Consider the following 20,631-nt stretch of genomic DNA (forward strand, 5'->3'; position numbering starts at 1 on the left):
TACTGCCGCCCCCACCAGGCCTGATGTTCATGCACGTTGCGGATCTCGCCGGCGATCGGCGACAAAAGATTGGCAATGACACCCTGGGCAGAGCGCACAGCGAGCGAGACCTTGGCAAGGGTAACGGCAAGGCCACGCGCCTGGGCAAGCGTTAGAATGCGTTGTTCGACGCGAGGCCATGCGTCCAAAAATGGTCGAGGCGGTATCGATTGGCCAGGGCATCAGTCCGCCACCCTCTTGGTCAGAGACAGCGTCTCGTCATCCACCTGAATGCGGTAGCCCAGCGTGCTCCCGGACCCAATCCACCTCGATCAAGCCGCTGGTTCGCCAGTCTCTTGTTCTACCCAGGCGAAGCCTTCCTGCAGCCAGTATTCGGCGAGTTGGCGGGTTGCTGTTCTCGGTTTGTTTTGCCCGGTCGAGCAGCCACATCTTGCATCCACCGGGCCTGCCGATCGGGCGAGCGCGTCGATGATGCCGCCCTGTCGCTCGAGAAGCTCGCCGGCGCCAGAATCGCGCGGCCTCCGCAAGTCCGTCACCCGATCGGCGCCGCTTCAGACCTCGCCGCCGCCAGCATCGCCGGACCGACGACGTATCGAGCACCGGGCGTCGAAATCCCCGCCGAGCGTGAGATCGCAACGGCGGGTGAGTGGATCAAAGGTGAGGCCAAGGTCGATGAACATGGGCGCTACGCTATCGCGCGCGCGCGGACCTGATCATGCCCGCCGTCGCGGGCGCTACCGATCGGCAATCGGTCTCTTCGCCGCCGCGCACCACAAGGTGCCGATGCGTCTTGTCGATCCGCACGCCATCGTGCCAGATCCCGCCGCCGGTGACGTGAACGCCGGCCGCGTCAACCTTGAACATACACCGCCGACCGAGATGTCCGCCTTCGACGGCAGCCTTCACCGCGATCTTGCCGTCAGCGCCGACGATGACCTTGTTCCGGCCTTGTTGGCGACGCCGACGTCGCCCTTCCTTAGTCCGCCCATGCGCTGCGATGGATTGGAAGGCGGCAGCACCCACATATCGCCTTCATCGCCACCGATCGCGATGGCCAAACTGATCGCGCCATCGGTGTCCGGCACGCCGACGAGGCCATAAGGTTGCCAGACTTCGACATTTTTCCGCTCAATGCCTTCCTCCACCCCAACGGTTGCCGTCTGCATCTCGCCGCTGTCGTCGACCGACTTGATGGAAACGCGGCGGATCATGCCTCGCAGCTTGTCGAAGATCTCCTTGCTCATAGGGCCTCCGCCGTGCCGTCAAGAGTTGTTGTTGCCGGGTCTAGCCAGCCTCTTGCCTTTCCGGTTCTTGCGACGATTGCCGACCGGTTCGGCATCGAAGGCCTCCGGGCTGCAGACGGTGATATCCGTTACGCAGCCGGAATAGTCCTCGATCCAGCCGACACGCGAGATCAACAGGTCGCGGTAGACATCGAGATAGGCATCGCTCACCTCGACCAGCTGATTGACGGTCCATAGCTGGCCGCCGACCTCATGGCCTTTGACGGTCAGTGTGAACTCCTCGCTTTCGCAGCGGGCCGTGCGCATGCGCCGTTCCGCCCGGCCTGGGTAGAGGTGCCGTCTGCCTGAGAGCGGGCCAGATGCACGACCGGGCAGTGGGGGGTGATCTCGTCATCCACCGCGCGTCCCGTTGCCGCGATGCCACGTCGCTCACGCGTCGTGGGCGCTGCCGTCACCGTCCTGTCGATCCTCGGCGCCGATCGGCTCTGCCGTCGCGTCGAGGCGGGCCTCACCACGGGGCTTGCCGCCGCGCCTTCCGATTGGCCTCGCACGGTGGTGTCCGAATGACGGCCGCTGTAATCGAAGGTGCCGCGAGACCGCAATACGTTGCCCGGCAGGGTGAGGGCTGCTGGCGCTCTGGTCTTGCCGGTCTGGGTGATGACGATGCCGCCGATGCCATCCGAGAGCACCAGCGCACGGCGGGAGCGCGCACCCTTCTCGATGGCGGAAAAGGCCGTCTCGGCCAGATCGATCGAATAGCGGGCGAAGGGCTCGCCGGTATCGATCTCGCTGCGGACTGTCAGGCCATAGGGTTTGGCTATCCGTGCGACGGCGTCTTCCAGCTTTACATTGGCATATTCGGCCTGATCGGCCATTGCGGCGCAATCGATCAAATCATTCGCCACGTCGCGTCCGGAGATGGTAACGCTCGCTTAGCCGTCACCGATGTCCGGCTCCACCTTGTCGATCCATCCTTTCAGCACTGTGCGGCGACCGATCTTGATTGTGACGGTTGGCCCTGGCCTGAGCTTCAGGAAAGGGCCGGTAATCGAAAACAGCGGGGCTGTGGCGAATGGCAGGGATAAGGATGTGAGCGGGCACCGTCGCGAAAGGTACAGGAGAATGCGCCGGAAAAATCCTTCTTCAGATCCCGGCTTACCTCACAGGAAAGCCACTGATTGTGTTCCGTGCCTTCGATGAAGAAGCGGATGCTTTTTGCCATCAGGTCAGCTCCCGAACTTCAATCGAAGCGGTGTCGAGATAGGAGGGATGGCGCGGACTGTTGCGCGCAACGATATCGGCATAGACCTCCTCCAGGCGCGCCGGATCATTGCCGGCAATGTGTTGCGCCAGAGCCCAGGCGTCGAGCGGCCGGCCCCGGCGGAAGTCATTACTGCCGGCAGCTCGCCGATGACCTCGTTGAGGTATGCCATGGCAGCGGCCGTGACATCGTTTGCCGCACGGATCAGCACGCTGTTCTCGGCCTGAAGGCTTGTTTCGCCGATCTCTTCCGGCTGCTCGACCAGACGACCGTCGCCATCCGAAACTTCAGCACTATCGGTCAGCACCTCCTGGCTGCTGGCATGTTCCGCGTAAGGGATCTGCCAGCCGCCAGAGCCAAGCACATGAGCGGCCATGCCAACGAGCAGGACTTTGTCGGCAGTGCCGGCGCCGCGTTCGCCTCGGTCAGGAGCCGATCGGAAAGCAGCATGCCGATTTCTGTGAGGCTTTGCGGCGACGGGCTGCTTTTGCGCCGCGATAGCGGATGCGACGGCTGGTTCCTCTGTCACCACTTGCAGGACCGCCGTTGCCGTCAGCCACCATGTCGAGCGCCGCCGGTGTTTCCGGCGCCGAGGCTGCAAGGCCTGCACGCATGGTGCTGACGGCCGAGACCGAACCGCGCGGTGTCTGAAGCGACGATAGGGTCGAGGTGGCAATCCGGCTCGACCGGCGCACCGATGCGGCAACAGAGTTTGATCGAACAGCCGCGATCAGTGACGATGTCGCACCGATCCTGGAGGAGAGAGCCGACAGGAGAGCGGAAAATCCGCCGGCAGACAGCGAGCCGAACGAGACACCGCGCCGCTTGAACCGGGCGCTGATGCGCACCATGCGCAGCTCGCGCGATGAGAACGATATCCGCGCCGGTTCCTCCAGGATGACCGACATGGGGCCAAGCCAGGGATGGATCAGCAGCCCGGCGCCAGGCGTTTCGAAGACGGCTTGAAGGCGCTTTGCCTTTGCACGGTAATCATCGGCCAGGATGAAGGCCTCAATGCTGACGATCGAGGGGAGCACCCCGAAATCGTCATACGCCGCCTGATCGACGCCGGGGAACAGGTATTCCAGGACACGACGGCCGACCTCGGAGGATGTGTCGACGATCGCGATCTCGATGCCGCGATATCGGCCAGGAAGGCAACCGGGCAGCGCATTGAGGCTGTCGAGGATCATCAGTTCCTCCCGATGACACGGCCCGTGTTGACGTTGGGTGACGGCGAGGAGACGTTCGTCTCCTGCTCGACCACACGGCCGGGACCTCGACCTTGACGGTTGCCTGTGTGCTGACGTTGAGGGTTTGCGGCGGGGCTTGTGCCGGCATCGGTGCCTGGGCCGCAGCGATAGCGTTTGGCACCCGCGCGTTATCGTTTGCCGCTCCCGGCGTCCCGCCACCGAGCCATGAGGGCAGACTTGGCCAGCTGATCAGGCTTCCAAAGTCGAGCTTTCCGACCGCGCCGATGATGCGAGTGGGAAGCGCCTTGAACCATTCAACGAGTTCATCGACCTTGCCCTTGACGCCATCAACCATCTTCTGACCGGCGTCGATGCCTGTGTTATAGAAGTCAGCCGGCAACGCCCGGATTGCCGTCAGAAAGTCATTGACCGCTTGTGAACCGTCTCGCCATGTATCGGCTATGCCTTTTGGAACAAGGCTTTCGAGGCTGCGCTTGCCTTCGGCCAGGGCAGCGACAACAGTTACCAGATCAGCAAGAGCTTCAGAAAAGGTGCGCAGGGTGAAGCTTGCTACCTCGATCGTCCCTCCCGCGAAGCCACCGATCCACTTGGCGATGCCATCCGCCTTGGACATGTCAATGTTGATGAGTGAGCCGAGGGCGCGGGCAAGACGCAGCATGCCGCTGCCGATCTCTATGATCGGCTTGACGGGGGCGCCGGGGTTTTCTCCGATCGGGGCCAGATAAGGCGCGAAACCAGACCCGAAATCCTTCAGGGGCTGCCAACCTGCCCGGAACCCCTTAAGCGCGACATCCAAGGCCTCGAAAGCAGCGATCTGCCACTGTCGATCGCCAGGCCGGAGAGATGCATCGAAGGCCAATCCTTCTGAGAAGCCGCTCAACAGCTTCTTCAGGTTCTCCCACCCCGCAGACACGTCCGTTAGGGCCGCGCCCATGCCTTCCTTGAGGATAGGGCCATAACGACCCACCATCTCCTGGCCGGCGGTGATCAACTTGGCGCCGGTATCAGAAATAACCGACCATGCCGCCGAAACCGCTGCGGAAGAGGCCCAATCCCAGGCTTTGCCAATTCCATTCATGACGGCAGGACCATAACGATCCGCCACCTCCTGACCGGCGGTGATCACTCTGGCGCCGGTATCAGAAATAACCGACCATGCCGAAACCGCCGCGGAGGAGGCCCAATCCCAGGCTTTGCCAATTCCATTCATGACGGCAGGACCGTAGCGATCAACCATCTCCTGGCCGGCGGTCACGACGCGGCGGCCAATGTCTAAGGCCAAGGCTCCAAAGGCGGAAAAACCGGACTTGATGCTGTCCCAGATGCGCGACAGACGCGGGCTGACGGTCGACCAGTTGCGGTAGACGAGATAGGCTCCGGCTGCGATGGCCGCGAGTGCGATGCCAACCGGGCTGACGAGGGCGGCCAGCGCCGAAAGACCCGCGCCGATCACCGGCAGGATCAGCCCAAGCGCACCGATGCCGGCAGCGGCGATGACGCCGGCACCAGCGAGTGAAAGCGCCTGGCGCACCATGCCGCCGGTTGCCTTGTCGGTTTCTCGCAGCCACTTCAGAAGCGAGGAGAGGTTTTCGTTGATCATCGGGAGCCAGGAGCCGAAAGCAAAGCCGACCTCGCGTCCGGCCTGCGTGCCGATCTCGTTGAAGGTGATAAGCTGCGTGTTCAAGCTCTTCATCTGGGTTTCGAAGTCTGCGTCACTCATCGCGCCCGTGGCGTTTGCGACCTCTTCCTTGATCCGCTTGTACTCGTCGATGTTCGCGAGCATCGGGATCAGGAAACCCATCACCTGCATATCGGAGAACAGCTCACCCAGCTTGCCGGCACCATAGATCGCCTCAAGCTGCTTTCGCACTTCTTCGAGAGCGTCAGCACCCTTGAACCCGTTAGCCTCGGCCTTCTTGAGCATGCCCTCGATCTCTTTGCCGGACACACCGGTGAGCTTGGAAATCTTCTGGACGACCGCCTCGATCGGGTTAATCCCCTGAATAGCTGCGTTCTGCATGACCTTCAGGATATCGACATTCATCTTCTTGAAGTTTTTCACCGTTTCAGGGGAGGTGATCTTCGACAGGAAGTTGTTGAGATTGTTCGCAGCCTCGGCAGGATCTGCCGTCCCCTTACGGGCAATCTGCAGCATCGTGCCGAGCTGCGTTGCGGCCTCGCGTCCCGTCACGCCCAGCTTTGCCATCTGGCCGGTCAGCGTCGGGAAGTACTTCGCCATGTCCTTGAGTTCGAAGGCGCCTTCCTTGCCGGCAACAATGAGGCCGGCAAGAGCATCATCCAACTGGTCTGCCGGCAGCTTTAGCGTCTGCAGCATGGAGGTTGCGACGGCGGCCATGTCGCCGAAGTCAGCATTGGCGGCCTTGCTCGCTTTCCCGATACTCAACAGCGATGCATCGACCAAGCCAGGATCAAGCCCGGCGGCGACCATCTGGCCCGCGCCTTTGGCAATCACGTCGGAATACTGCCCAACTTTGAGCGCGAGGTCCTCGTATTGCGCCTTCGATTTCTCGACGAGATCGAAGGCCGCCTTGCCGACGAGATTGGATGTGCCGGCAATGTCGAGGAGCTGTTGCTGGAACGCGGCCGCTTCCTGGATCGGTCCCATGAAGGAGATGGCGGCAACCGCGCCGCCGACGAGACCGATCTTGCGGGCCATGCCGGCTATGCCGTCGAGCGTCGAACGCAGGCGGCGAAGCGGACCTGTGAGCAGATCCTTCAGCCGGACGATGACGTCCAAGGCCATATTGCGATTGGACATAGGCGCGCCTCGTTCGAAGATAGCCGCCAAGCTATCGCGCGCGCGAAAAAACGATCATGCCCGCATCGGCGGGCATGATCTCGTCAGGGGGTGTTGAGCCTTGCCACTTCCTGGCGCCAGGCCATCACCATGTTCCACCAGTAGGTCAGCGTGCGGGCGTCGAAGCTGTCGATCTCGGCGGCCGAGAAGCCGGTACCATCGGCGAGCGCGCCAATCATCACCGGCCAGTTTTGCGGCCACTCGTCAAAAAAGAATTCAGCACCCGCCCGCAGTCGGCGATGTCGGCGGCGTCCATCTTGTCGAACAGCTTGTTCATCACCGCCTGGCTGATCTTGGTCGATTGCGCGAAGGCGACCACGTTCATCATCTCCTCGCTGGCGGCGGCAATCGCCCGCTGATCGGCGCCGGTCAGTCGATGGAAGGTGAGCTGCTTGAACTCTCGTTCGCGCACCTTGCCGTCCTTCCTGCTGGCGACGATCTTCGGATAGAGGAGCGGCAGGGTGACCGTGCCGTCCGCGTTGACAGTCGCGCGTCTCGGCAGTTTGTCGAGGTCGCCGGCATCTTCATCGACGACGTCATCATCGTCGAGTTCATTATCCTCGTTGACGATGTCATCGTCGCTGGAGACCTTGGACATTTCGGCCAAGGCATCCTCGTCCAGATCGATATGGGTAGTGCGCCCGATCTTCGTCATGCGAGGATCTCCTCGGCCACGCCGCCCATCCATTTGAGCGGGATCTTGCCGCCTTCGCCGCCGGTGATCACTGGTCGATCGCCTTCCAGGAAGGCGTCATTGATGACGAAGGTCTGGCCGGTATCGCAGCGCACCTGCAATTCGCCCTCCGTCTCGTCGAAGAGGTCGGTCGCCCGCTGGCCGCGCTGCAGGTTGGTCGTCGCATTGACTTCCGAACCCTGGAATTCGCCGGCGCGGCCGACCGTGCGTCCATAGGTAACGCCGGTGTTCTTGATGCCGCCGAGGCGGATGGTGGCACCTTTTTCGACAGGGATCGTCCGGCCGCGCCAGACGATGTCGATGATGCCCAGAACCTGTGTCATGGGTCAGACCTCCTAGACCTGGAATTCAAGCGAGCCGGCAAGCACCATCAGGTTGCCGACAACTTTGATCTGCTGGCGGCTTTCCAGCCGGTTACTGTCGTCCTCCGATCGCGCAAAAACGCTTTCCTTGATGGTGCGCGAGACGTCCTCGATCCAGACCTTTTCGCCGTAGAGCTTGCAGCGCGCGCCCCAGGACGCATGCATGCGGCCGGGCGTAACGACCGCTGTGCCCGGATCGGTGTCGTCGTCATCACGACGCACCAGGGCGGCGACGTCGTCGTCATCGACCAGCTTGGAGCGCGGATACATCAGCGAGACGTAGAGCGCCCAGTCATAGCGGATGCGCGACAGCGTTGCCGGAACCATGATGTCGAGCCAGGCACGATCGGCAGCGCCGAGGTTGGACGTCTTGTAGGTCGTGATCATGCGGCTGATCGTGGTCGTGCCGTCCGACAGATGATCGAAGGTCGAGATCCCGCGATTGAGCAGCAGGTTCTTTTCTTCATCCGTAAACTGGTCAGCCGCCGCCGGCGCCATCACGCCCGGCAGCACCAGTGACCGGAGCTGGCGCGCCGGATCGTTGGTGAGGTGGAAGGCGGCAGTCGCCATGGCGGTCGCCGCAATCGTATAGGCCGGCGTCGGCGAAGCCTTCATGCCGCCGCAGGTGAGGAAGGGGCAATTGGTGAGATTGCCGAAGGTGGACAGTTCCCCGAACGTACCACGCTTGAAGGTGAAGCCATGGCAATCGAGTTTCGACATCGCCGTGTAGCGCGCGGTCAACCAGGTCGCGAGCAGGCCGAGATTGGTGGCATCCGCCCAGGGCGTCACAAGCTTGGTGATCCAGGTGTTGGTCAGCAGATCGAGCACCGACTGGACCGACGGATTGCCGGCGCCGCCCGCCATGGCGGCGACGGTGATCGTGAGGCCCGAGGGCACCGGCTGGACGTCGGTATCGACGCGCAGGTCGATCTCGTTGCCGACCTCGCCACCGTGACGCGCCGTGCAGGTAACGACGCCGGCAGCCGACGCGGCGGTCACTTCCATGTCGAGATCCGCGTTGATCGCGGCGGCAAGCTTGGTTGCCATCGCTGTCACGTTGTCGGAGGTCAGCGCGGTAAAGCGCACCTGGCGTCCACCGATGCGGAAGCGCAGCACGACAGCCGAGGAGGCTGCTCCGACGAAGGTAAAGGTGCCGGTCGATTTGACCGCGCCTTCGGCATCGGCAAGCGCCGTAACATAAAGCGGCGTGACCTTGTTGGCGTCGCGGAAGGCCTTCACCATCTTGGCGCCGACCGAGCCACGGCCGAAGAGCACGTCGCCTTCGGCAGCGCGTGTCACTTCGATGATCTGGCCGGGAGCAAGCGTTCCGGCCGCCAGCTTCTGGCCAGCGATCATTGCCTTTTCCGGCCAGGCGAAGACGCCGGCATTGCGGTAGTTCGGCTTCACTTCCAGGAAGGTGCCGGGCTCCAACCAGTCATAGGGGATTTCGTCGAAATCCATTGTCATTTGCCTCCTTTGGGCTTGGTCTTGGCGACGGCCTCGGCCTCGCCCGTTTCGGTGTCCGGCTCGGCTTCAAGCGCCGGCGCTTCGGTCGGCCGTTCGGCCTCGATCAGATCGCCATCGGCCAGGCGCCGGCGGCGAAACAGGCTGTCCTCGATGTCCATGCCGGTTGTCGGGATTTCGGTCCCATCCGGCAGATGGACTGTGCGGCCCGGTGCGGGTTGGAGGAATTTCATCATGGGGCATCGTCCAGGGTGAGGGTGTCGGATACGGGCACGGCGTCAGGATCGGGCTCGACCATCCAGTCGATCGACAGCGCACGGAAATCGTCAGGCGTGATCAGATCGAGCTTGCCCGGATGCGCCGTGCACTGGATCTCGAAATCCACCTGGGCGATCACGACCGCCTCGTCGCTCCAGCCGTCGGCAATCACGCTGTTGGCGCCGGTCACCGATGCAGATCCCGTGTCGGGTAGTGTCCAGCCATGCATGAGGGCAATCGCGACGTCGCCCATGGCGTCCAGCCCGATCCCCTTCACGTCACCTTTGAAGCGGGTTTCAAGGCCGCTTGAAGCCTTGAAGATGAGGATCAGCCGCCAGAGCATCCGGCCGGCCAACAGACGGCCGCTGCTGGCATCGGCCCGGAAACCCACCCAGGCAATGCCGATGAAGGGGGAGAGACGCGCCAGGCGTTCGAATTCCTTGACGGTCATGACCTGCGGCACGCGCTCGATCGCAAAAGTCTTTTCCGGGAAAGCGAGCCGCAGCCGTTCGGTGATCAGCGGCTCCATCTTGCGGATGTTAGTGTGTTGCAGGGTCAGCGCCATCAGAAGCCTCGCAGGCTGTCGAGCGACATGATGCGCGACCGATCGGACATGCGGGGACCGGAGCCGACGGCCGGACCGGCAGGCAGGGCCGCCGGCACGTCGAGATTGATCAGCTCCTTGGCGATGTTCTCCAGCCAGGTAATCGTTTCCTTGCGCGCCTTGCTCATCTCTTCGGAGGGCTCCATGTGCTCCCCCTGGGCCAGCTCGTAGCGGGCCAGAACACAGGAAGCGCGGACGATCTCCGCCGGCGGCGTCGCGATCGGCACCAGGTAGCGGCCACGGATATAGCCGTCGATCACAGCAGAGACGTCACTGAGTGCCTGCTCGATCTTCACCGCGTCCACCGTCTCGGCCGTGCGGTCCTCCGGCCGGGAGAGCCGGATCATGTGCGTCTCGCCGAAGCGGGCAATCATGTCGGTGACGGTGGCGTACATTTGTGATCCTTGTTCGAAGCGGCCTATTTCTTGGCCGCCGGCTTCTCCGTGGCCGGCTTCTCGGCTGCGGCCTTCGTGGCGGCGTCGAGCTTGGCCTGCAGGTCATCGATCTTCGCCTGCAGCTCGGTCGCCTTTTCAGCCGCCTTGTCGCTGACAGCCTGATCAAAGGCCTTCTGCAGATCCTCGGCCTTGGCCTGGAGACGACTGTCCACCTCGGCCTTCACGCGCGCCTCAAAGTCCGCCTCGGTCGTGGTGCTCTCGCCGTCCTCGAGTTCCCGCACGGTAAAGTTCGGGTCTGCATTGAAGGCCTTGATCTCGGCCTCGCTCCAGCGGCCGGCGTCGTAGAAGGCGGTCGCCGGATGGGCGATGCCATTGCGGCGCATGCCAGGCGAGGTGCAGATGATCTGGAATTTCTTCGCGCTCATGCTTCGTCCTTTCGGGTTTCGAGAAAGCGGCTCGGATCAGCCGTTTTCCGGAGACCCGTCGCCGGCGGGGAGGTGCGCCGGCGACGGCAAGGGGACGCGAGACCTGCCCCTGGGGGAGGTCAGGCGAGGTAGGGAACCTTCACGACCGACACCATGCGGGCCATGACGTTGGTCTCGCCGCCATTGGTCAGTTCCGCTTCGACCAGTTTGCGTGCGGTGATTTCCAGCGCCGGCGGCACGAGCAGCTTCTTGGCGGAGATGTTCAGCACCTGGCCGGAGCGGCGGCGGATCGTGCTCATCGCAGTCAGCGCCGCCGAGAGGTTCGCTTCGTTCAGCGTCGCCTTCGATTTGTAGGCGGTCTGCCAGAGACCGAGGCCGGCATTTGAGCGCCCATCGACGCCCCAGACGAATTTGCCCTGGTAAAAGACGTTTGGATCGTCAGGCGACTGCATCGGGGTAAGAACGAAGGGACGACGGGTCTGATACACCAAGGGCTTCACTGCCTGAGCATCATCGACCAGGTACCAGGCGGGACCGGCGCCATCTGTGAAGTTGGCAACAGAGATCTGATTGCCCTGCTCGTTGTAGCCGGGATGGTCCGTGTCGAAGAAATACTGGCCGTCGTAGCACTTCAGCGTCTCGCCGGTCTTGAAGAGCGGCCAGCAGAGAAGATCCGGGAATTCGGCAGCATCCTGGCCCATCTGTCCGGCGACCGGCGTGAAGATGCCAAGCTGATCATCCTCGATCTGTTCACGCTTGATGGCGATCGTCTTCTCGAAGGTCTTGTTGCGGATGGTGTAAGTCAGCGCGCCAAGATCATGGATCATGCGATCGCCGATCCATTCGCGGAAGCCGGGCAGATCGTCCAGGCGCGGATATTCGTTGATCGCCGAGGTCGAGGGGACGGGCATTGCCACCATCGTGTAGAGCGGCGAGATCGAAGCGAACCGCTGATTGAAGGCGGTCGAAAGCCCGGTATAGATGGCGCGCAGCGTGCTGGCGTTGATATCCATGGTCAATCCTCAGAGGGTTGCGAGCCAGACGCCGTCCGCGTCGATGGCGTCGATGGTGCCGAGTGCCAGAAGCGAGCCGGCCGTCAGCGTGAAGGTGTCGTCGGCCGAGGCGTAGACGGTGGCGCCGATATTCGAGACGGCAGCACCGGCGAGCGGGATCAGCCGGACGTCCTTCTCGACGGTCACGTACAGGTCGCCGGTGGCGCCGCCGCTGTTATCGGCCCGCTCCTCGGCAAAGCCGATCAGCTTGACGGCAGACGCATGGCCCGCCGGCACGGCGTACCTGTCGGCGGTGATGCCCACGGCGGTGCCACCGTAGATCTTCTGGCCGCCGAGAACCGGATAGCCATAACGGCGGCCGAGGCCGGGTTTCTTCTTCGAGCGGATGTCGTCGGTCGCAGCCATGTCAGAGATCCTTTCCGTGGAGCGCCTTGGAGCGATCGGCGAAGGTCTTTTCGTCGATGCCCATCATGGCGGCGATCTGCTTGTCTTCGGCAGACAATGCAGCGCCGGCTTCCGGCTCGCGATGTCCGCCAAGGCCGCCGGCATTGATCGACGGCAGGAGAGCGATCTCCTTCTCGACCTCTGCCGGGTCCTTCATGTGGCGGGCGATCATGTGATCCTTCAGCGCCGGCACGATCTTGCCGGCCTTGACGGCCTCCTCGACCACCGAGACCGCCTTGTCGCGGGCATGGGTCGAGATCAGGGTGGTGAGCTGGCTCTGCAGCGACGTGACCGTCGTCTTCAGCTCGGCGTTTTCCGCCTCGGCAGCCGTGACCTTGCCGCGCGACTGCAGCGCCGTGACAAGCGCGTCGCCGGACGTGCCGGTCGGCAGATCAACGGCTTCAACGATCTTGCCGATCAGGGCGGTATGTGCCGAGCGTTCTTGCTGGGCCTGATGGGCGGATGCGACGGCCGCCAGAACCTCGGCCTCCGTCGCTGTTTCCGGAAGGCCAAGCGCCTTCCGCAACTGTTCAAGCATTACAGCCTCCTGGCTATGGTTATGGAGTGCGGTGAGAGTGAGGTTCGGATTGTTGGTGACGGCGGCACGCAGCAGCCGAATGACCTGGTGTGGCGCATCCTTGGTGTGGACGAAGACCGGCGACAGGTAGCCGTAGCTTTTGGAGATCCAGATCCAGCGGCCTTCCGGTGTCCACTCGACATTTCCCCAAATGCCATCCTCGCGCGCTTCAAGCGCAACGATCCAGGCAACTGCCGGTGTTGGTTTCCCCTCCGGCGCCAGATGATCGATGGCGTGGTTGATGTCGATCGGGAGCTTGCGACCAGGCAGAATGGAGGCGGCGATCACACCGGCCGGCGATGTGACCTCATAGGGTCCGCGACCGTCCGAGCCGGAGAATACACCTGCCGGAATGAGGTGAACCCATTCTGGCGGTCCCTGTTCGGCCTCGTCGACGCCCATCGGCAGGAGGAAGGAGTTGATCGCTGTTTGCATGGCCGGAAAGTGCCATGCGCCGCGTGATCAGATCATGCCCGCCACGGCGGGCGGCATGTGCGGCTCATGTCGTATCAGCGGGGGAGATAGCGCTCGACGAAAGAGAAGACGATCTCTGCGACCGATGTTTCGTCCTCGGCAGATATACCGAGGTAGGGGCGGGCGGGCAAGGTGACGCTCTTGGCCTTGATGAGATCGCCGCCGATGAAGAAGACCAGCGCCGAGGCATCCTTCGGCACGATCGTCGCGCCTTCCTGGTGGACGCGAGCATAGATGACGTTCGTGCCGACACGCACCTCGTCCTGCCCTGCCTGGGCGTTGATGCTGTCGCGCAGACGCCCGCTTTCAGTCAGGATGCGGGTGTTGCGCTTGGTGGCAGCATAGGCGGTGTTCAAAGCCTGCCAGGCATTGCCCTCCGGATCGGTCTGGGTGACGAAGCGCATATGCGTCGAGGCGACCAGTTCCGTTCCGATCGCCGCCATGACCGGTTGTGTATTGCCCATGCGGAAGGCAAGCGTCCGGAACGCCTCCTGGACGGCGCGGTCCTGGATCGTGACGGAAATGGAGACGCCACTCATCGACGCGCCTTCTTGAGGGAGACAAGATCGAGCCAGCGCCGATCACCGTCCGCGATCGGCCGCATTGCCATCGTCCAGGCACCGCCATCGACGCGACCCGTGACAGTCACCGTGCCATCCTCCGCTGTCCGGATGCGGGCGCCCTTCTTCAGCAGCCGCCTCGGGATCGTGGCGAAAACATCAGCCGCGGATTTGCCCGCATCCGTGCGGATACGATCCGCTGTCAGCCGCAATTCGTCGCCGGCATTGACCGAGGCGATGTCGAGACCGTCCTCGACGACGGCAACCGGCGTCCAGGACCCGTCCGGCCATTTGCCCTTCAGCGCCGACCGGACAAAGGCGGCAACATTGGCCTCGGTTGCGGAAACCGCCTTCGGACCAGGCGCCGTCTGTTTCAGCCAGGCCATGCCGGGATTGTAGGCGAAGGATGGATCGACGCCGAGCGGCTGATCGGTGCCCAGCTGGTCGAGATCCGGCGCACGATCGGGACCGTTTTTGCCCAGGCGCTTCAACCGCGCCCGAGAAATCGGAATGACGAAGCAGCCGCACCGGAACCCGTTCGGCGGATAGGCCGTCACCCAGAACGGATCGTCGGCCGGATAGATCTTTTCGTCCCATGCCTTGTGCTGCAGGCGCGGATGAAGTGCGCCGGAATGGCGATATTGCCAATAGGGAAATGTCGCGAGCGTATCTGGCTCGGTCATCTGGGCATAGCGGCCGGCGGCATAGGCGGTCGCAAGATTGGTTTCGAAGATCGTTCGCGTGCGCCAGCCGCGTTCGCCCTTGTAGGACCAGCCGTGCGTTTTCACGATCTGGTCGAAGTCCTTGCGAAACTCCTCGAGCGTCGTGCCTTGCGTCAGCGCCTTCTCGATCGATGCCCTGAAGTCATCGACGAGCGCCACGGTATTGGCGCCGGCGACCATGAACATCTTGGAATGCGCCGCATCCCAGACGTCGCGCCAGCTTTGCGTCGGGATGGAGACTTTCTGACGGAAATAGGCTATAGCTTCGTCGAACGGCAGATCGAGCGATGCACCCGCTGCCGCCATCCTCCCGATCAGACTTGCAATCGATTTCGAAGCCGCTTCAAAGGCCGTGGACGCGATTTGAGCGCCTGCCCGCTTCTGCCTTACCTCGACGCAGGCGAAGCGCGCCAGCGGCCCGCTATTCATGACCGCCCCTTGAGGTCGTCGATCAGCGACGCCTGGCCCGCCAGATGGGCAAGCGCCATGCCGCGCGCCATGGCTTCCGCGAGATCGTCGGGTGACAATTCCAGCTTTGCAAGCCGTGCCGCGGCATCGCGCAGATCGGCCGCCTGCATCAGCGCCTTGCGCACCTCGCCGATCATGCCGTCCATCGCGTCGGCCGCTTCCCGTTCCAGCCGGTCGGTCAGGATCTCGATCTCGTCGCGAGGCTCCGCCGCATGTGCCGAGGCGAAGAGCCGGTCGAGTGCGGCGTTGGCGGAGATCGGCTTCGCGGGCGGCTTGGCTCCGGGCGTTCCGGGATCTGCCGCTGGTGTGGTTACGCGGCCGCCGATCAGCACCGCGTCCGGCTTCGGCGTCGGGATGCCGAGCCGATCGCGCAAATAGGCTTCTTCGGCCGTCAGTCCGTGCTTTGCCAGCTTGTCGAAGGCCTCGGCAAATTCGCCGAGCGGGACCTCGTCAGGACGGCCGATCCGCACATGCGGGTAACGTTCCTGCGGCCCGAAATTGAATGCCACGATGTTCGGGATGAGCTGCTGGTTCAGCGTTGAGGTTGCCATGCCGGCATCGTCGCGCTCGATATCCTCCTGGACGAGGCGATGCTCCTGGCTCACCGCATGGCCGCCGGAGACCGCATCCGTCGTCGTCGTCTGGCCAAGCACCAGTTTCGACACCTGCCGATCGAGCCAGTCGGCGCGCCGCTCGTACATATCCGTCGAGCTGCTCTTCGAGCCGACCTCGTGCAGCTCGATCAGCATCTCGCGGGGGATGATGGCGGCGCAATCACCGGCAATGCCGGAGACCGCACGCCACAGCACATCCTTTTCCGCTTCGGTGGCGCCACGGCCATATTTGCCGATCCGGATCGGCTGGCCGTAGTTCTGGCAGAAGATCGCCCAGTCCTTCGTCGTGAAGCTCTTGAACATCCATGCCCAGAGCGCGACGCGTGCGATGCCGGAGCGGATGGTCAGGCCCGACTTTGATTTGTGCCGGTGGATGATGAACTTGTGCGGCGCAAGCGGCAGACCGTTCACGCCGTCGCGCAGAAGCAGGGTCTCGCCATCGGCGCGATCGAAAGTAAACCACCGCTGCGGCCGCCAGATCAGTTCACGCGGTGCCATGATGCCGGACTTGTACTGCCAGTCAGGCTCCAGGATCGAGACGCCCTTGCCGATCGCATCCAGCATGTCGAAGAGCGAGGCGCGCAGCACGCCGTCATCGATCCAGGACTGGATCAGCTCGGCATGCTTCTTATGGTCGGCGCTATCGGATGCAGGTTTGACCGTGATCGGCAGCTGCGCAACCGATCGCTTTCGGGTCGCCATGACGGCGGCGTAGTGCAGATCGCGCTCCTCGACGTCCTCGGCCAATTCGAAATAGGCTTCCGGCTCGCCGTCGGCTGCAGCGCGCAGAATGCGAGACAGGCGCTGCGGCGTGAGACCATCGGCCGGATGGCCGGAGACGACCTGGCGCACGCCACCCACCTGGGGTGTCGCCTCCGGCGTGGTCAGCGACAGCATCTGTACGACGCGGCCCATGAAATCCTTCAGTGACGCCATCAGAGCGATCCTCTCAAATACACGTCCACGGTCCGGCCGCGCCGGTCTTCGTCGAGCGGCGGGCCGCCATTGTGGCCCATGGCCGTTGCCGCGCCTGTCTGTCGATTGGTCTGGTAGCCGTAGGCAATGGCGTCCTGGCACGATGCAAACCAGGCGAGCGCGCCGGCGGGCGCCGTGTCGCCGTGCCGGTCATAGCCGTCTGCGCCCTTGCTCGAATGTTCGTCCGGCACCTTGATGATGCCGTTGACGTAGGCGAGCGCCTGGTGATCGGCCAGCACGTCGGCATCGAATGGCAGAAGCAGGCTCTTGTCGGTAAAGGCCTCGATATAAGCCGGCATATTGAGCGCGTACCACTTGGCCGACAGCATCACCTCATGAATGCTTTCACCCCAGCGCTGGCGCGCCTTTTCCGCCAGATACTGGCCGTTGCCACGCGCATCGAGCGCGCCGCCGGACAGGCGCGGCAAGCGGTCGCCGATGTAAAACAGGATGTCGCGCTGCTGGTCGAAGGGGATGTTCTTCAGCTCCACGACCAGGCGCGCGCGGCGGATAAGGTCTGCACCGATTTCGAAGACAACGATCGCCGTCTTGTCTCCGGAACGGGCAAAGTCTTCGCCGAAGACATGCTCGCGATCGGCATCAAGCGCGTCTAGAAGCGGCCTCAAGACGCCTTCACAGAACTCTTCAGCCTGCTCCTCGCGCTCGAAATCTTCGAGGTTCTTGAACTCGTCCGGTCGATCCCAGCGTACGACGGCCGGCAAGTCGCGTGACATGCAGCTTTCGATCAGAACGCGGGTGAGTGCTGCACCTTCCGCCTCGGCCGGGATCGCGTCCAGCTCCTGGCGCATCTTCGCCGTGCGCGTGCCGTAGGATAGGCGGATCTTTGCTTCCCAGGCTTCTTCCTTTTCGGAGGACCATTCCTCGCCCTTGATAAGGCAGACGCGCTTGAACAAGCCGTTCTTCACGGCATCGCCGAAGGAATAGGTGTGAACATTGAAGCCGTTCTTGCCGGCGCGGGCTTCCTTGATCAGCTCGTTGAACGGGCTGCTGATACCGTTGTGCGAAGAGATGACGCGAATGCGACCGCCCCATATCAGCAGCGCGTTGACGGCGTCCAAGACATCGCGCACGTCCCGGTGAAACGCCGCCTCATCGATGACGACAGTGCCCTGCAGACCGCGGATGTTTTCCGGACGGGACGAGAGCGCCTCGATCCGGAAGCCCGATGCAAACCGGATGACGTAGCTGGCAATTGCCCTGGTCGTGCCGTCTTCCTTGACGTCGAAGAAGATCCCGTCCTCGATCGTCAGCATTTCCTTGGCAACGACCTTGGCGAAATGAGCGGCATAGCCGATGAACTCGCGGCCCTTCGGTTTGGTGTCGCCGATATAGAAGACGTTCTGGCCGCCGGCAGACCGCTTGGCGGCTGCAATCAGCGTGCAGTCCAGCGCTTCGGCAAAGGTGATGCCGGTGCGTCGGCCCTTTTCACAGACCTTCAGATCGCTCTCGTCGGCCAGCCATTCCGCCTGATGGGCCATCAGGACGCCTTCGGCAAGCGGATCGAGATCCTCCGGGATCTCGCCGCCGCGCGGCAGTTCGTCCGGCAGGTTTGCAGGGTCCTGGGCTAAGACGGGCGGGTCGATCCACTCGCCCTGTGGCAGGCCAGGCAATGCGGGCGTGTTCATTCTCCAGCGCCTTCCGGCTTCTTTTTCGGTCGAACCCCAAGGAATTCACGCCGCGCACGCGCAATGGCTTCCTTCGATACGCCGGGCTCAGCCGACAGCGCGTCCAGCGCCTTCTCCGCATTGTCCTTCATCTCGGCTTCGACCTTGCGCAGCTTCTCCTCGGCTTCCAGCTTGAGGCGCTGACCGGTGGACGCGGTTTCCGCAAGCGCGAGCTGGCGAAGGGCGGTTGCGGCCTCTCGGGCCTCCTTGAAGCTCAGGCCGTCGTCTGCGGCATTCTCCATGACCTCGACCAACAGCGTCTTCAGCATGCGCGTGGAGGCCTGGGTCAACTTGTCGGCATCCGCGCCGTTGGTGCTGGCAACGACGGCATTGGCGATGGCCTGGCTGCGCTGCATCTTCTGGGTCAGCTTTGCCAGGCGCAGGTTGTGACGGTTGAAGGAGGAGAAGTGCGGGATATCGAAGGCAAGGCCGAGTTCGCCCTGGAGCGCAATCAGCTTGTTGCGGAACTCGGCATAAACCTCCGTCTGGGACCGTGGCGTGTTCGCCAGTTCCTGTACCGCCCAGGCGACGATGCCCTCGCATTCCTCCGGAAGCTGGTCGATCGATGACGGTCGCGGGCGGGTGTGCGGAGCCATGGTCTACTCCGCGTCGCCGGGCTTCTGAATTCCGGCAAGGGTATGCCGGCCTTCCACATGGTCGCGGCCGGCACGCGTCAGGACAGCGCTGGTCTCTGAGCCTTCGGTGCGCGTCTTCACGGCGCCGGTATTTTCTTCCATCCAGAGCAGCTGATTGCAGATGTAGTCGCGCGACTTCTTGTAGGAAAACCGCTCCAGGCTCTTCTGGATCAGGAACGTATTGGTCGAACCGCCGGAACGCGGATCGGCCAGATCCTTGAGGATGATGAGGCGAATGTTTTCATCAACCCATTTCTTGTAGTCTTCGCTCAGCATGACACCCTCAATTGCCGTGTTTCAGCAGGAATTCTTCGACGCGCCGCGTGGCGCGTTCTGTCGCGTCCGACGACTTTGCAATCAGGGCGATCTGGCCCTTGAGGTCCGTCATATCGACCTGCAGCTTGTTGACCGTGTCCTTGTTCGGCAGGTGCTTCATGTCACCTTCGACGGCCTGGATGCGCCGATCGTGTTCGACCAGCTTCTTCTCAGACTGATCCATGCGGGCCGTCAGCGTCTTTTCGCCGGAGGAGAAATAGCCCTTGGCGTGACCGAGCAGCGCGATGATCGCGAGTGCCAGGCCGAGATACTGCGAGATTTCGGAAGGGGTCATTTCAGGTAGGCTTCCTTCTCAACGATCTCCTGGCATTCCAGGCATCGTATCGCGGATGGGTAGACGCGACGACGCGCCGGTGAAATCGTGGCGCCGCACTCGCAACTCTCGCGGCCCGCCTTCTTCAGTTCGGCGCGAGCGGCATCGATGCGCGCCTGGCGCTCCTGTTCGACACGCATCTCGCCGAGTTCGCGATCAAAATCACTGTACATGGGCGGCCCCCACGGCAGCGGAACGGCGGGTTTCGCAGATGCGCAGAGCCGCACGATCGCGGCCCCAGAAGCTGACTGTCTCACTACCGCTCAGATCGCGATCCGGCAGAATGACCGGATCGGCGCATCTGAGCTTCGCCTCGGCCGGGATCTCCGGCGTCACGATCACTGTGCGCACGATCGGCTCCCGCTCAACGGGTGAGCAGGCGCACACGATCGCGGCCAAGGCCACAGGCGCCATCATTCGGCAAAGCCGCATTGTCTGTCTCCAACTGGGCAAGCTGCGCCTCGACCGAGGCGACATGGGCACGCGCCGCCTCCTGGGCGGCCATGGTTTCCTTGAGGCGATCCGCGATCAGCTTCTGCGTCGCGGCTTCCGATTTTGCGATCTCGGCCGACCAATGTGTATCCCGCTCGGAGATGGCCGAGGCGCGGGCATCGCCGACCAGGCTCTTGACGGTGGCAAGCGTGGCCCAGCCGATCAGCGCGGCGGCAAGCAGCACCAGGCCCGCAACAATCAGCGGCGTGGCCGCCTTCGAAAGCCACGCCGCGATCATGGGTTTTCTCCCGGGCCTGCGTTCGGCTTGTCGCGGGCATGGTAGGGAGGGGGCGAAACCGCTTCAGGCGCAACGTCGCGGGCCGCTCTAAAGTCGAGCGAGCCGAAACCACGATGGATGCCGAGCATGGCAACGATCAAGCCGACCATGGACGGCACGGCGATAGTGCCGAACTCGACGGCCTGCCCGTTCAATGCCGCGCCGAGGGTCAGCGTCAGCATGACCGCCCAAGCCATGGCCAGCGAGATCCAGAGCATTTGTTTCGAGGTGGAATAAGACGGCTTCTGCATCACAGCGCCCCCACCAGACCGAGAACGACATAAGCCAAGGCGCCTGTGATGATCCC

Annotated in this window: 29 protein-coding genes and 1 pseudogene; 1 reads left to right on the forward strand and 29 read right to left on the reverse strand. The window is 63.1% G+C overall.

Annotated features, from left to right (window positions below):
- Nucleotides 1-188, reverse strand: a pseudogene (locus OU993_RS20675) (hypothetical protein); the annotation flags it as partial.
- Nucleotides 189-335: 147 nt separating this feature from the next.
- Between OU993_RS20675 and OU993_RS20680 the strand changes: the two are divergent.
- Complete coding sequence (locus OU993_RS20680; RefSeq protein WP_268160630.1) at nucleotides 336-713, forward strand: hypothetical protein; 378 nt, start codon at nucleotides 336-338, stop codon at nucleotides 711-713.
- A gap of 189 nt (nucleotides 714-902) precedes the next feature.
- Here the strand turns inward: OU993_RS20680 and OU993_RS20685 are convergent, their stop codons facing one another.
- The 28 genes from OU993_RS20685 to OU993_RS20820 all read right to left on the reverse strand — a co-directional run bounded on the left by OU993_RS20685 (nucleotide 903) and on the right by OU993_RS20820 (nucleotide 20,575).
- A complete protein-coding gene (locus OU993_RS20685) occupies nucleotides 903-1,244 on the reverse strand; it encodes a phage baseplate assembly protein domain-containing protein (protein WP_268160632.1) in 342 nt (113 codons plus the stop codon).
- Nucleotides 1,245-1,262: 18 nt separating this feature from the next.
- Entirely contained in the window at nucleotides 1,263-1,550 is a 288-nt protein-coding gene (locus tag OU993_RS20690) for a phage baseplate assembly protein (protein WP_268160634.1), read from the reverse strand.
- Nucleotides 1,511-2,149, reverse strand: a complete 639-nt coding sequence (locus OU993_RS20695; RefSeq protein WP_268160636.1) for a hypothetical protein — start codon at nucleotides 2,147-2,149, stop codon at nucleotides 1,511-1,513. The genes OU993_RS20690 and OU993_RS20695 overlap by 40 nt, the downstream gene beginning before the upstream one ends.
- A gap of 321 nt (nucleotides 2,150-2,470) precedes the next feature.
- Nucleotides 2,471-2,881: a hypothetical protein gene (locus OU993_RS20700; protein ID WP_268160638.1), complete on the reverse strand. Its 411-nt coding sequence runs from the start codon at nucleotides 2,879-2,881 to the stop codon at nucleotides 2,471-2,473.
- 49 nt (nucleotides 2,882-2,930) lie between these two features.
- Nucleotides 2,931-3,641: a DNA circularization N-terminal domain-containing protein gene (locus OU993_RS20705; RefSeq protein WP_268161266.1), complete on the reverse strand. Its 711-nt coding sequence runs from the start codon at nucleotides 3,639-3,641 to the stop codon at nucleotides 2,931-2,933.
- Entirely contained in the window at nucleotides 3,553-6,498 is a 2,946-nt protein-coding gene (locus tag OU993_RS20710; RefSeq protein WP_268160640.1) for a phage tail tape measure protein, read from the reverse strand. The genes OU993_RS20705 and OU993_RS20710 overlap by 89 nt, the downstream gene beginning before the upstream one ends.
- Nucleotides 6,499-6,581: 83 nt before the next feature.
- On the reverse strand, nucleotides 6,582-6,716 hold the full coding sequence (locus OU993_RS20715; RefSeq protein ID WP_268157394.1) for a hypothetical protein: 135 nt from the start codon (nucleotides 6,714-6,716) through the stop codon (nucleotides 6,582-6,584).
- Nucleotides 6,716-7,192: a hypothetical protein gene (locus tag OU993_RS20720; protein WP_268157396.1), complete on the reverse strand. Its 477-nt coding sequence runs from the start codon at nucleotides 7,190-7,192 to the stop codon at nucleotides 6,716-6,718. The genes OU993_RS20715 and OU993_RS20720 overlap by 1 nt, the downstream gene beginning before the upstream one ends.
- Nucleotides 7,189-7,554: a phage tail tube protein gene (locus tag OU993_RS20725; RefSeq protein ID WP_268157398.1), complete on the reverse strand. Its 366-nt coding sequence runs from the start codon at nucleotides 7,552-7,554 to the stop codon at nucleotides 7,189-7,191. Before OU993_RS20725 ends, OU993_RS20720 begins: the two co-directional genes overlap by 4 nt.
- A 12-nt stretch (nucleotides 7,555-7,566) precedes the next feature.
- Nucleotides 7,567-9,054, reverse strand: coding sequence for a phage tail sheath subtilisin-like domain-containing protein (locus tag OU993_RS20730; RefSeq protein WP_268157400.1), 1,488 nt, complete (start codon nucleotides 9,052-9,054; stop codon nucleotides 7,567-7,569).
- Between the two features lie 2 nt (nucleotides 9,055-9,056).
- Nucleotides 9,057-9,293, reverse strand: a complete 237-nt coding sequence (locus OU993_RS20735; protein ID WP_268157402.1) for a DUF2635 domain-containing protein — start codon at nucleotides 9,291-9,293, stop codon at nucleotides 9,057-9,059.
- Nucleotides 9,290-9,880, reverse strand: coding sequence for a hypothetical protein (locus OU993_RS20740; RefSeq protein WP_268157404.1), 591 nt, complete (start codon nucleotides 9,878-9,880; stop codon nucleotides 9,290-9,292). Before OU993_RS20740 ends, OU993_RS20735 begins: the two co-directional genes overlap by 4 nt.
- Nucleotides 9,880-10,314 carry a gp436 family protein gene (locus OU993_RS20745; protein WP_268157406.1) on the reverse strand — a complete coding sequence of 145 codons (435 nt, stop codon included), beginning with the start codon at nucleotides 10,312-10,314 and terminating at the stop codon, nucleotides 9,880-9,882. The genes OU993_RS20740 and OU993_RS20745 overlap by 1 nt, the downstream gene beginning before the upstream one ends.
- Nucleotides 10,315-10,337: 23 nt before the next feature.
- A complete protein-coding gene (locus OU993_RS20750; RefSeq protein ID WP_268157407.1) occupies nucleotides 10,338-10,739 on the reverse strand; it encodes a hypothetical protein in 402 nt (133 codons plus the stop codon).
- A 119-nt stretch (nucleotides 10,740-10,858) separates the two neighbouring features.
- Nucleotides 10,859-11,752, reverse strand: coding sequence for a Mu-like prophage major head subunit gpT family protein (locus tag OU993_RS20755; RefSeq protein ID WP_268157409.1), 894 nt, complete (start codon nucleotides 11,750-11,752; stop codon nucleotides 10,859-10,861).
- A 9-nt stretch (nucleotides 11,753-11,761) separates the two neighbouring features.
- Complete coding sequence (locus tag OU993_RS20760) at nucleotides 11,762-12,157, reverse strand: hypothetical protein (RefSeq protein WP_268160643.1); 396 nt, start codon at nucleotides 12,155-12,157, stop codon at nucleotides 11,762-11,764.
- 1 nt (nucleotide 12,158) lies between these two features.
- Entirely contained in the window at nucleotides 12,159-13,208 is a 1,050-nt protein-coding gene (locus tag OU993_RS20765; RefSeq protein ID WP_268160645.1) for a phage protease, read from the reverse strand.
- Nucleotides 13,209-13,282: 74 nt separating this feature from the next.
- Entirely contained in the window at nucleotides 13,283-13,786 is a 504-nt protein-coding gene (locus OU993_RS20770) for a phage virion morphogenesis protein (protein ID WP_268160646.1), read from the reverse strand.
- A complete protein-coding gene (locus OU993_RS20775) occupies nucleotides 13,783-14,958 on the reverse strand; it encodes a phage head morphogenesis protein (protein WP_268160648.1) in 1,176 nt (391 codons plus the stop codon). The genes OU993_RS20770 and OU993_RS20775 overlap by 4 nt, the downstream gene beginning before the upstream one ends.
- Entirely contained in the window at nucleotides 14,955-16,547 is a 1,593-nt protein-coding gene (locus OU993_RS20780; RefSeq protein ID WP_268160650.1) for a DUF935 domain-containing protein, read from the reverse strand. The genes OU993_RS20775 and OU993_RS20780 overlap by 4 nt, the downstream gene beginning before the upstream one ends.
- Entirely contained in the window at nucleotides 16,547-18,232 is a 1,686-nt protein-coding gene (locus OU993_RS20785; protein WP_268160651.1) for a hypothetical protein, read from the reverse strand. Before OU993_RS20785 ends, OU993_RS20780 begins: the two co-directional genes overlap by 1 nt.
- The gene (locus tag OU993_RS20790; protein WP_268160652.1) at nucleotides 18,229-18,867 is read right to left on the reverse strand and encodes a phage protein Gp27 family protein; all 639 of its coding nucleotides are present in this window, start codon (nucleotides 18,865-18,867) and stop codon (nucleotides 18,229-18,231) included. The genes OU993_RS20785 and OU993_RS20790 overlap by 4 nt, the downstream gene beginning before the upstream one ends.
- 3 nt (nucleotides 18,868-18,870) lie before the next feature.
- Nucleotides 18,871-19,182 (reverse strand): VpaChn25_0724 family phage protein, encoded by a 312-nt coding sequence (locus tag OU993_RS20795; RefSeq protein WP_268160653.1) that lies wholly within the window; start codon nucleotides 19,180-19,182, stop codon nucleotides 18,871-18,873.
- 7 nt (nucleotides 19,183-19,189) lie between these two features.
- Nucleotides 19,190-19,516 carry a DUF2730 family protein gene (locus tag OU993_RS20800; RefSeq protein ID WP_268160655.1) on the reverse strand — a complete coding sequence of 109 codons (327 nt, stop codon included), beginning with the start codon at nucleotides 19,514-19,516 and terminating at the stop codon, nucleotides 19,190-19,192.
- Nucleotides 19,513-19,728 carry a TraR/DksA C4-type zinc finger protein gene (locus OU993_RS20805; RefSeq protein ID WP_268160657.1) on the reverse strand — a complete coding sequence of 72 codons (216 nt, stop codon included), beginning with the start codon at nucleotides 19,726-19,728 and terminating at the stop codon, nucleotides 19,513-19,515. Before OU993_RS20805 ends, OU993_RS20800 begins: the two co-directional genes overlap by 4 nt.
- Nucleotides 19,718-19,906, reverse strand: a complete 189-nt coding sequence (locus tag OU993_RS20810) for a hypothetical protein (RefSeq protein WP_268160659.1) — start codon at nucleotides 19,904-19,906, stop codon at nucleotides 19,718-19,720. The genes OU993_RS20805 and OU993_RS20810 overlap by 11 nt, the downstream gene beginning before the upstream one ends.
- A gap of 13 nt (nucleotides 19,907-19,919) precedes the next feature.
- Complete coding sequence (locus tag OU993_RS20815; RefSeq protein WP_268160660.1) at nucleotides 19,920-20,285, reverse strand: hypothetical protein; 366 nt, start codon at nucleotides 20,283-20,285, stop codon at nucleotides 19,920-19,922.
- Nucleotides 20,282-20,575 carry an NAD(P)+ transhydrogenase beta chain gene (locus tag OU993_RS20820; protein WP_268160663.1) on the reverse strand — a complete coding sequence of 98 codons (294 nt, stop codon included), beginning with the start codon at nucleotides 20,573-20,575 and terminating at the stop codon, nucleotides 20,282-20,284. Before OU993_RS20820 ends, OU993_RS20815 begins: the two co-directional genes overlap by 4 nt.
- Nucleotides 20,576-20,631 lie beyond the last annotated feature (56 nt).

The organism is Rhizobium sp. SL86 (genome assembly GCF_026672545.1).
In the GTDB taxonomy this organism is placed as follows: Bacteria; Pseudomonadota; Alphaproteobacteria; order Rhizobiales; family Rhizobiaceae; genus Neorhizobium.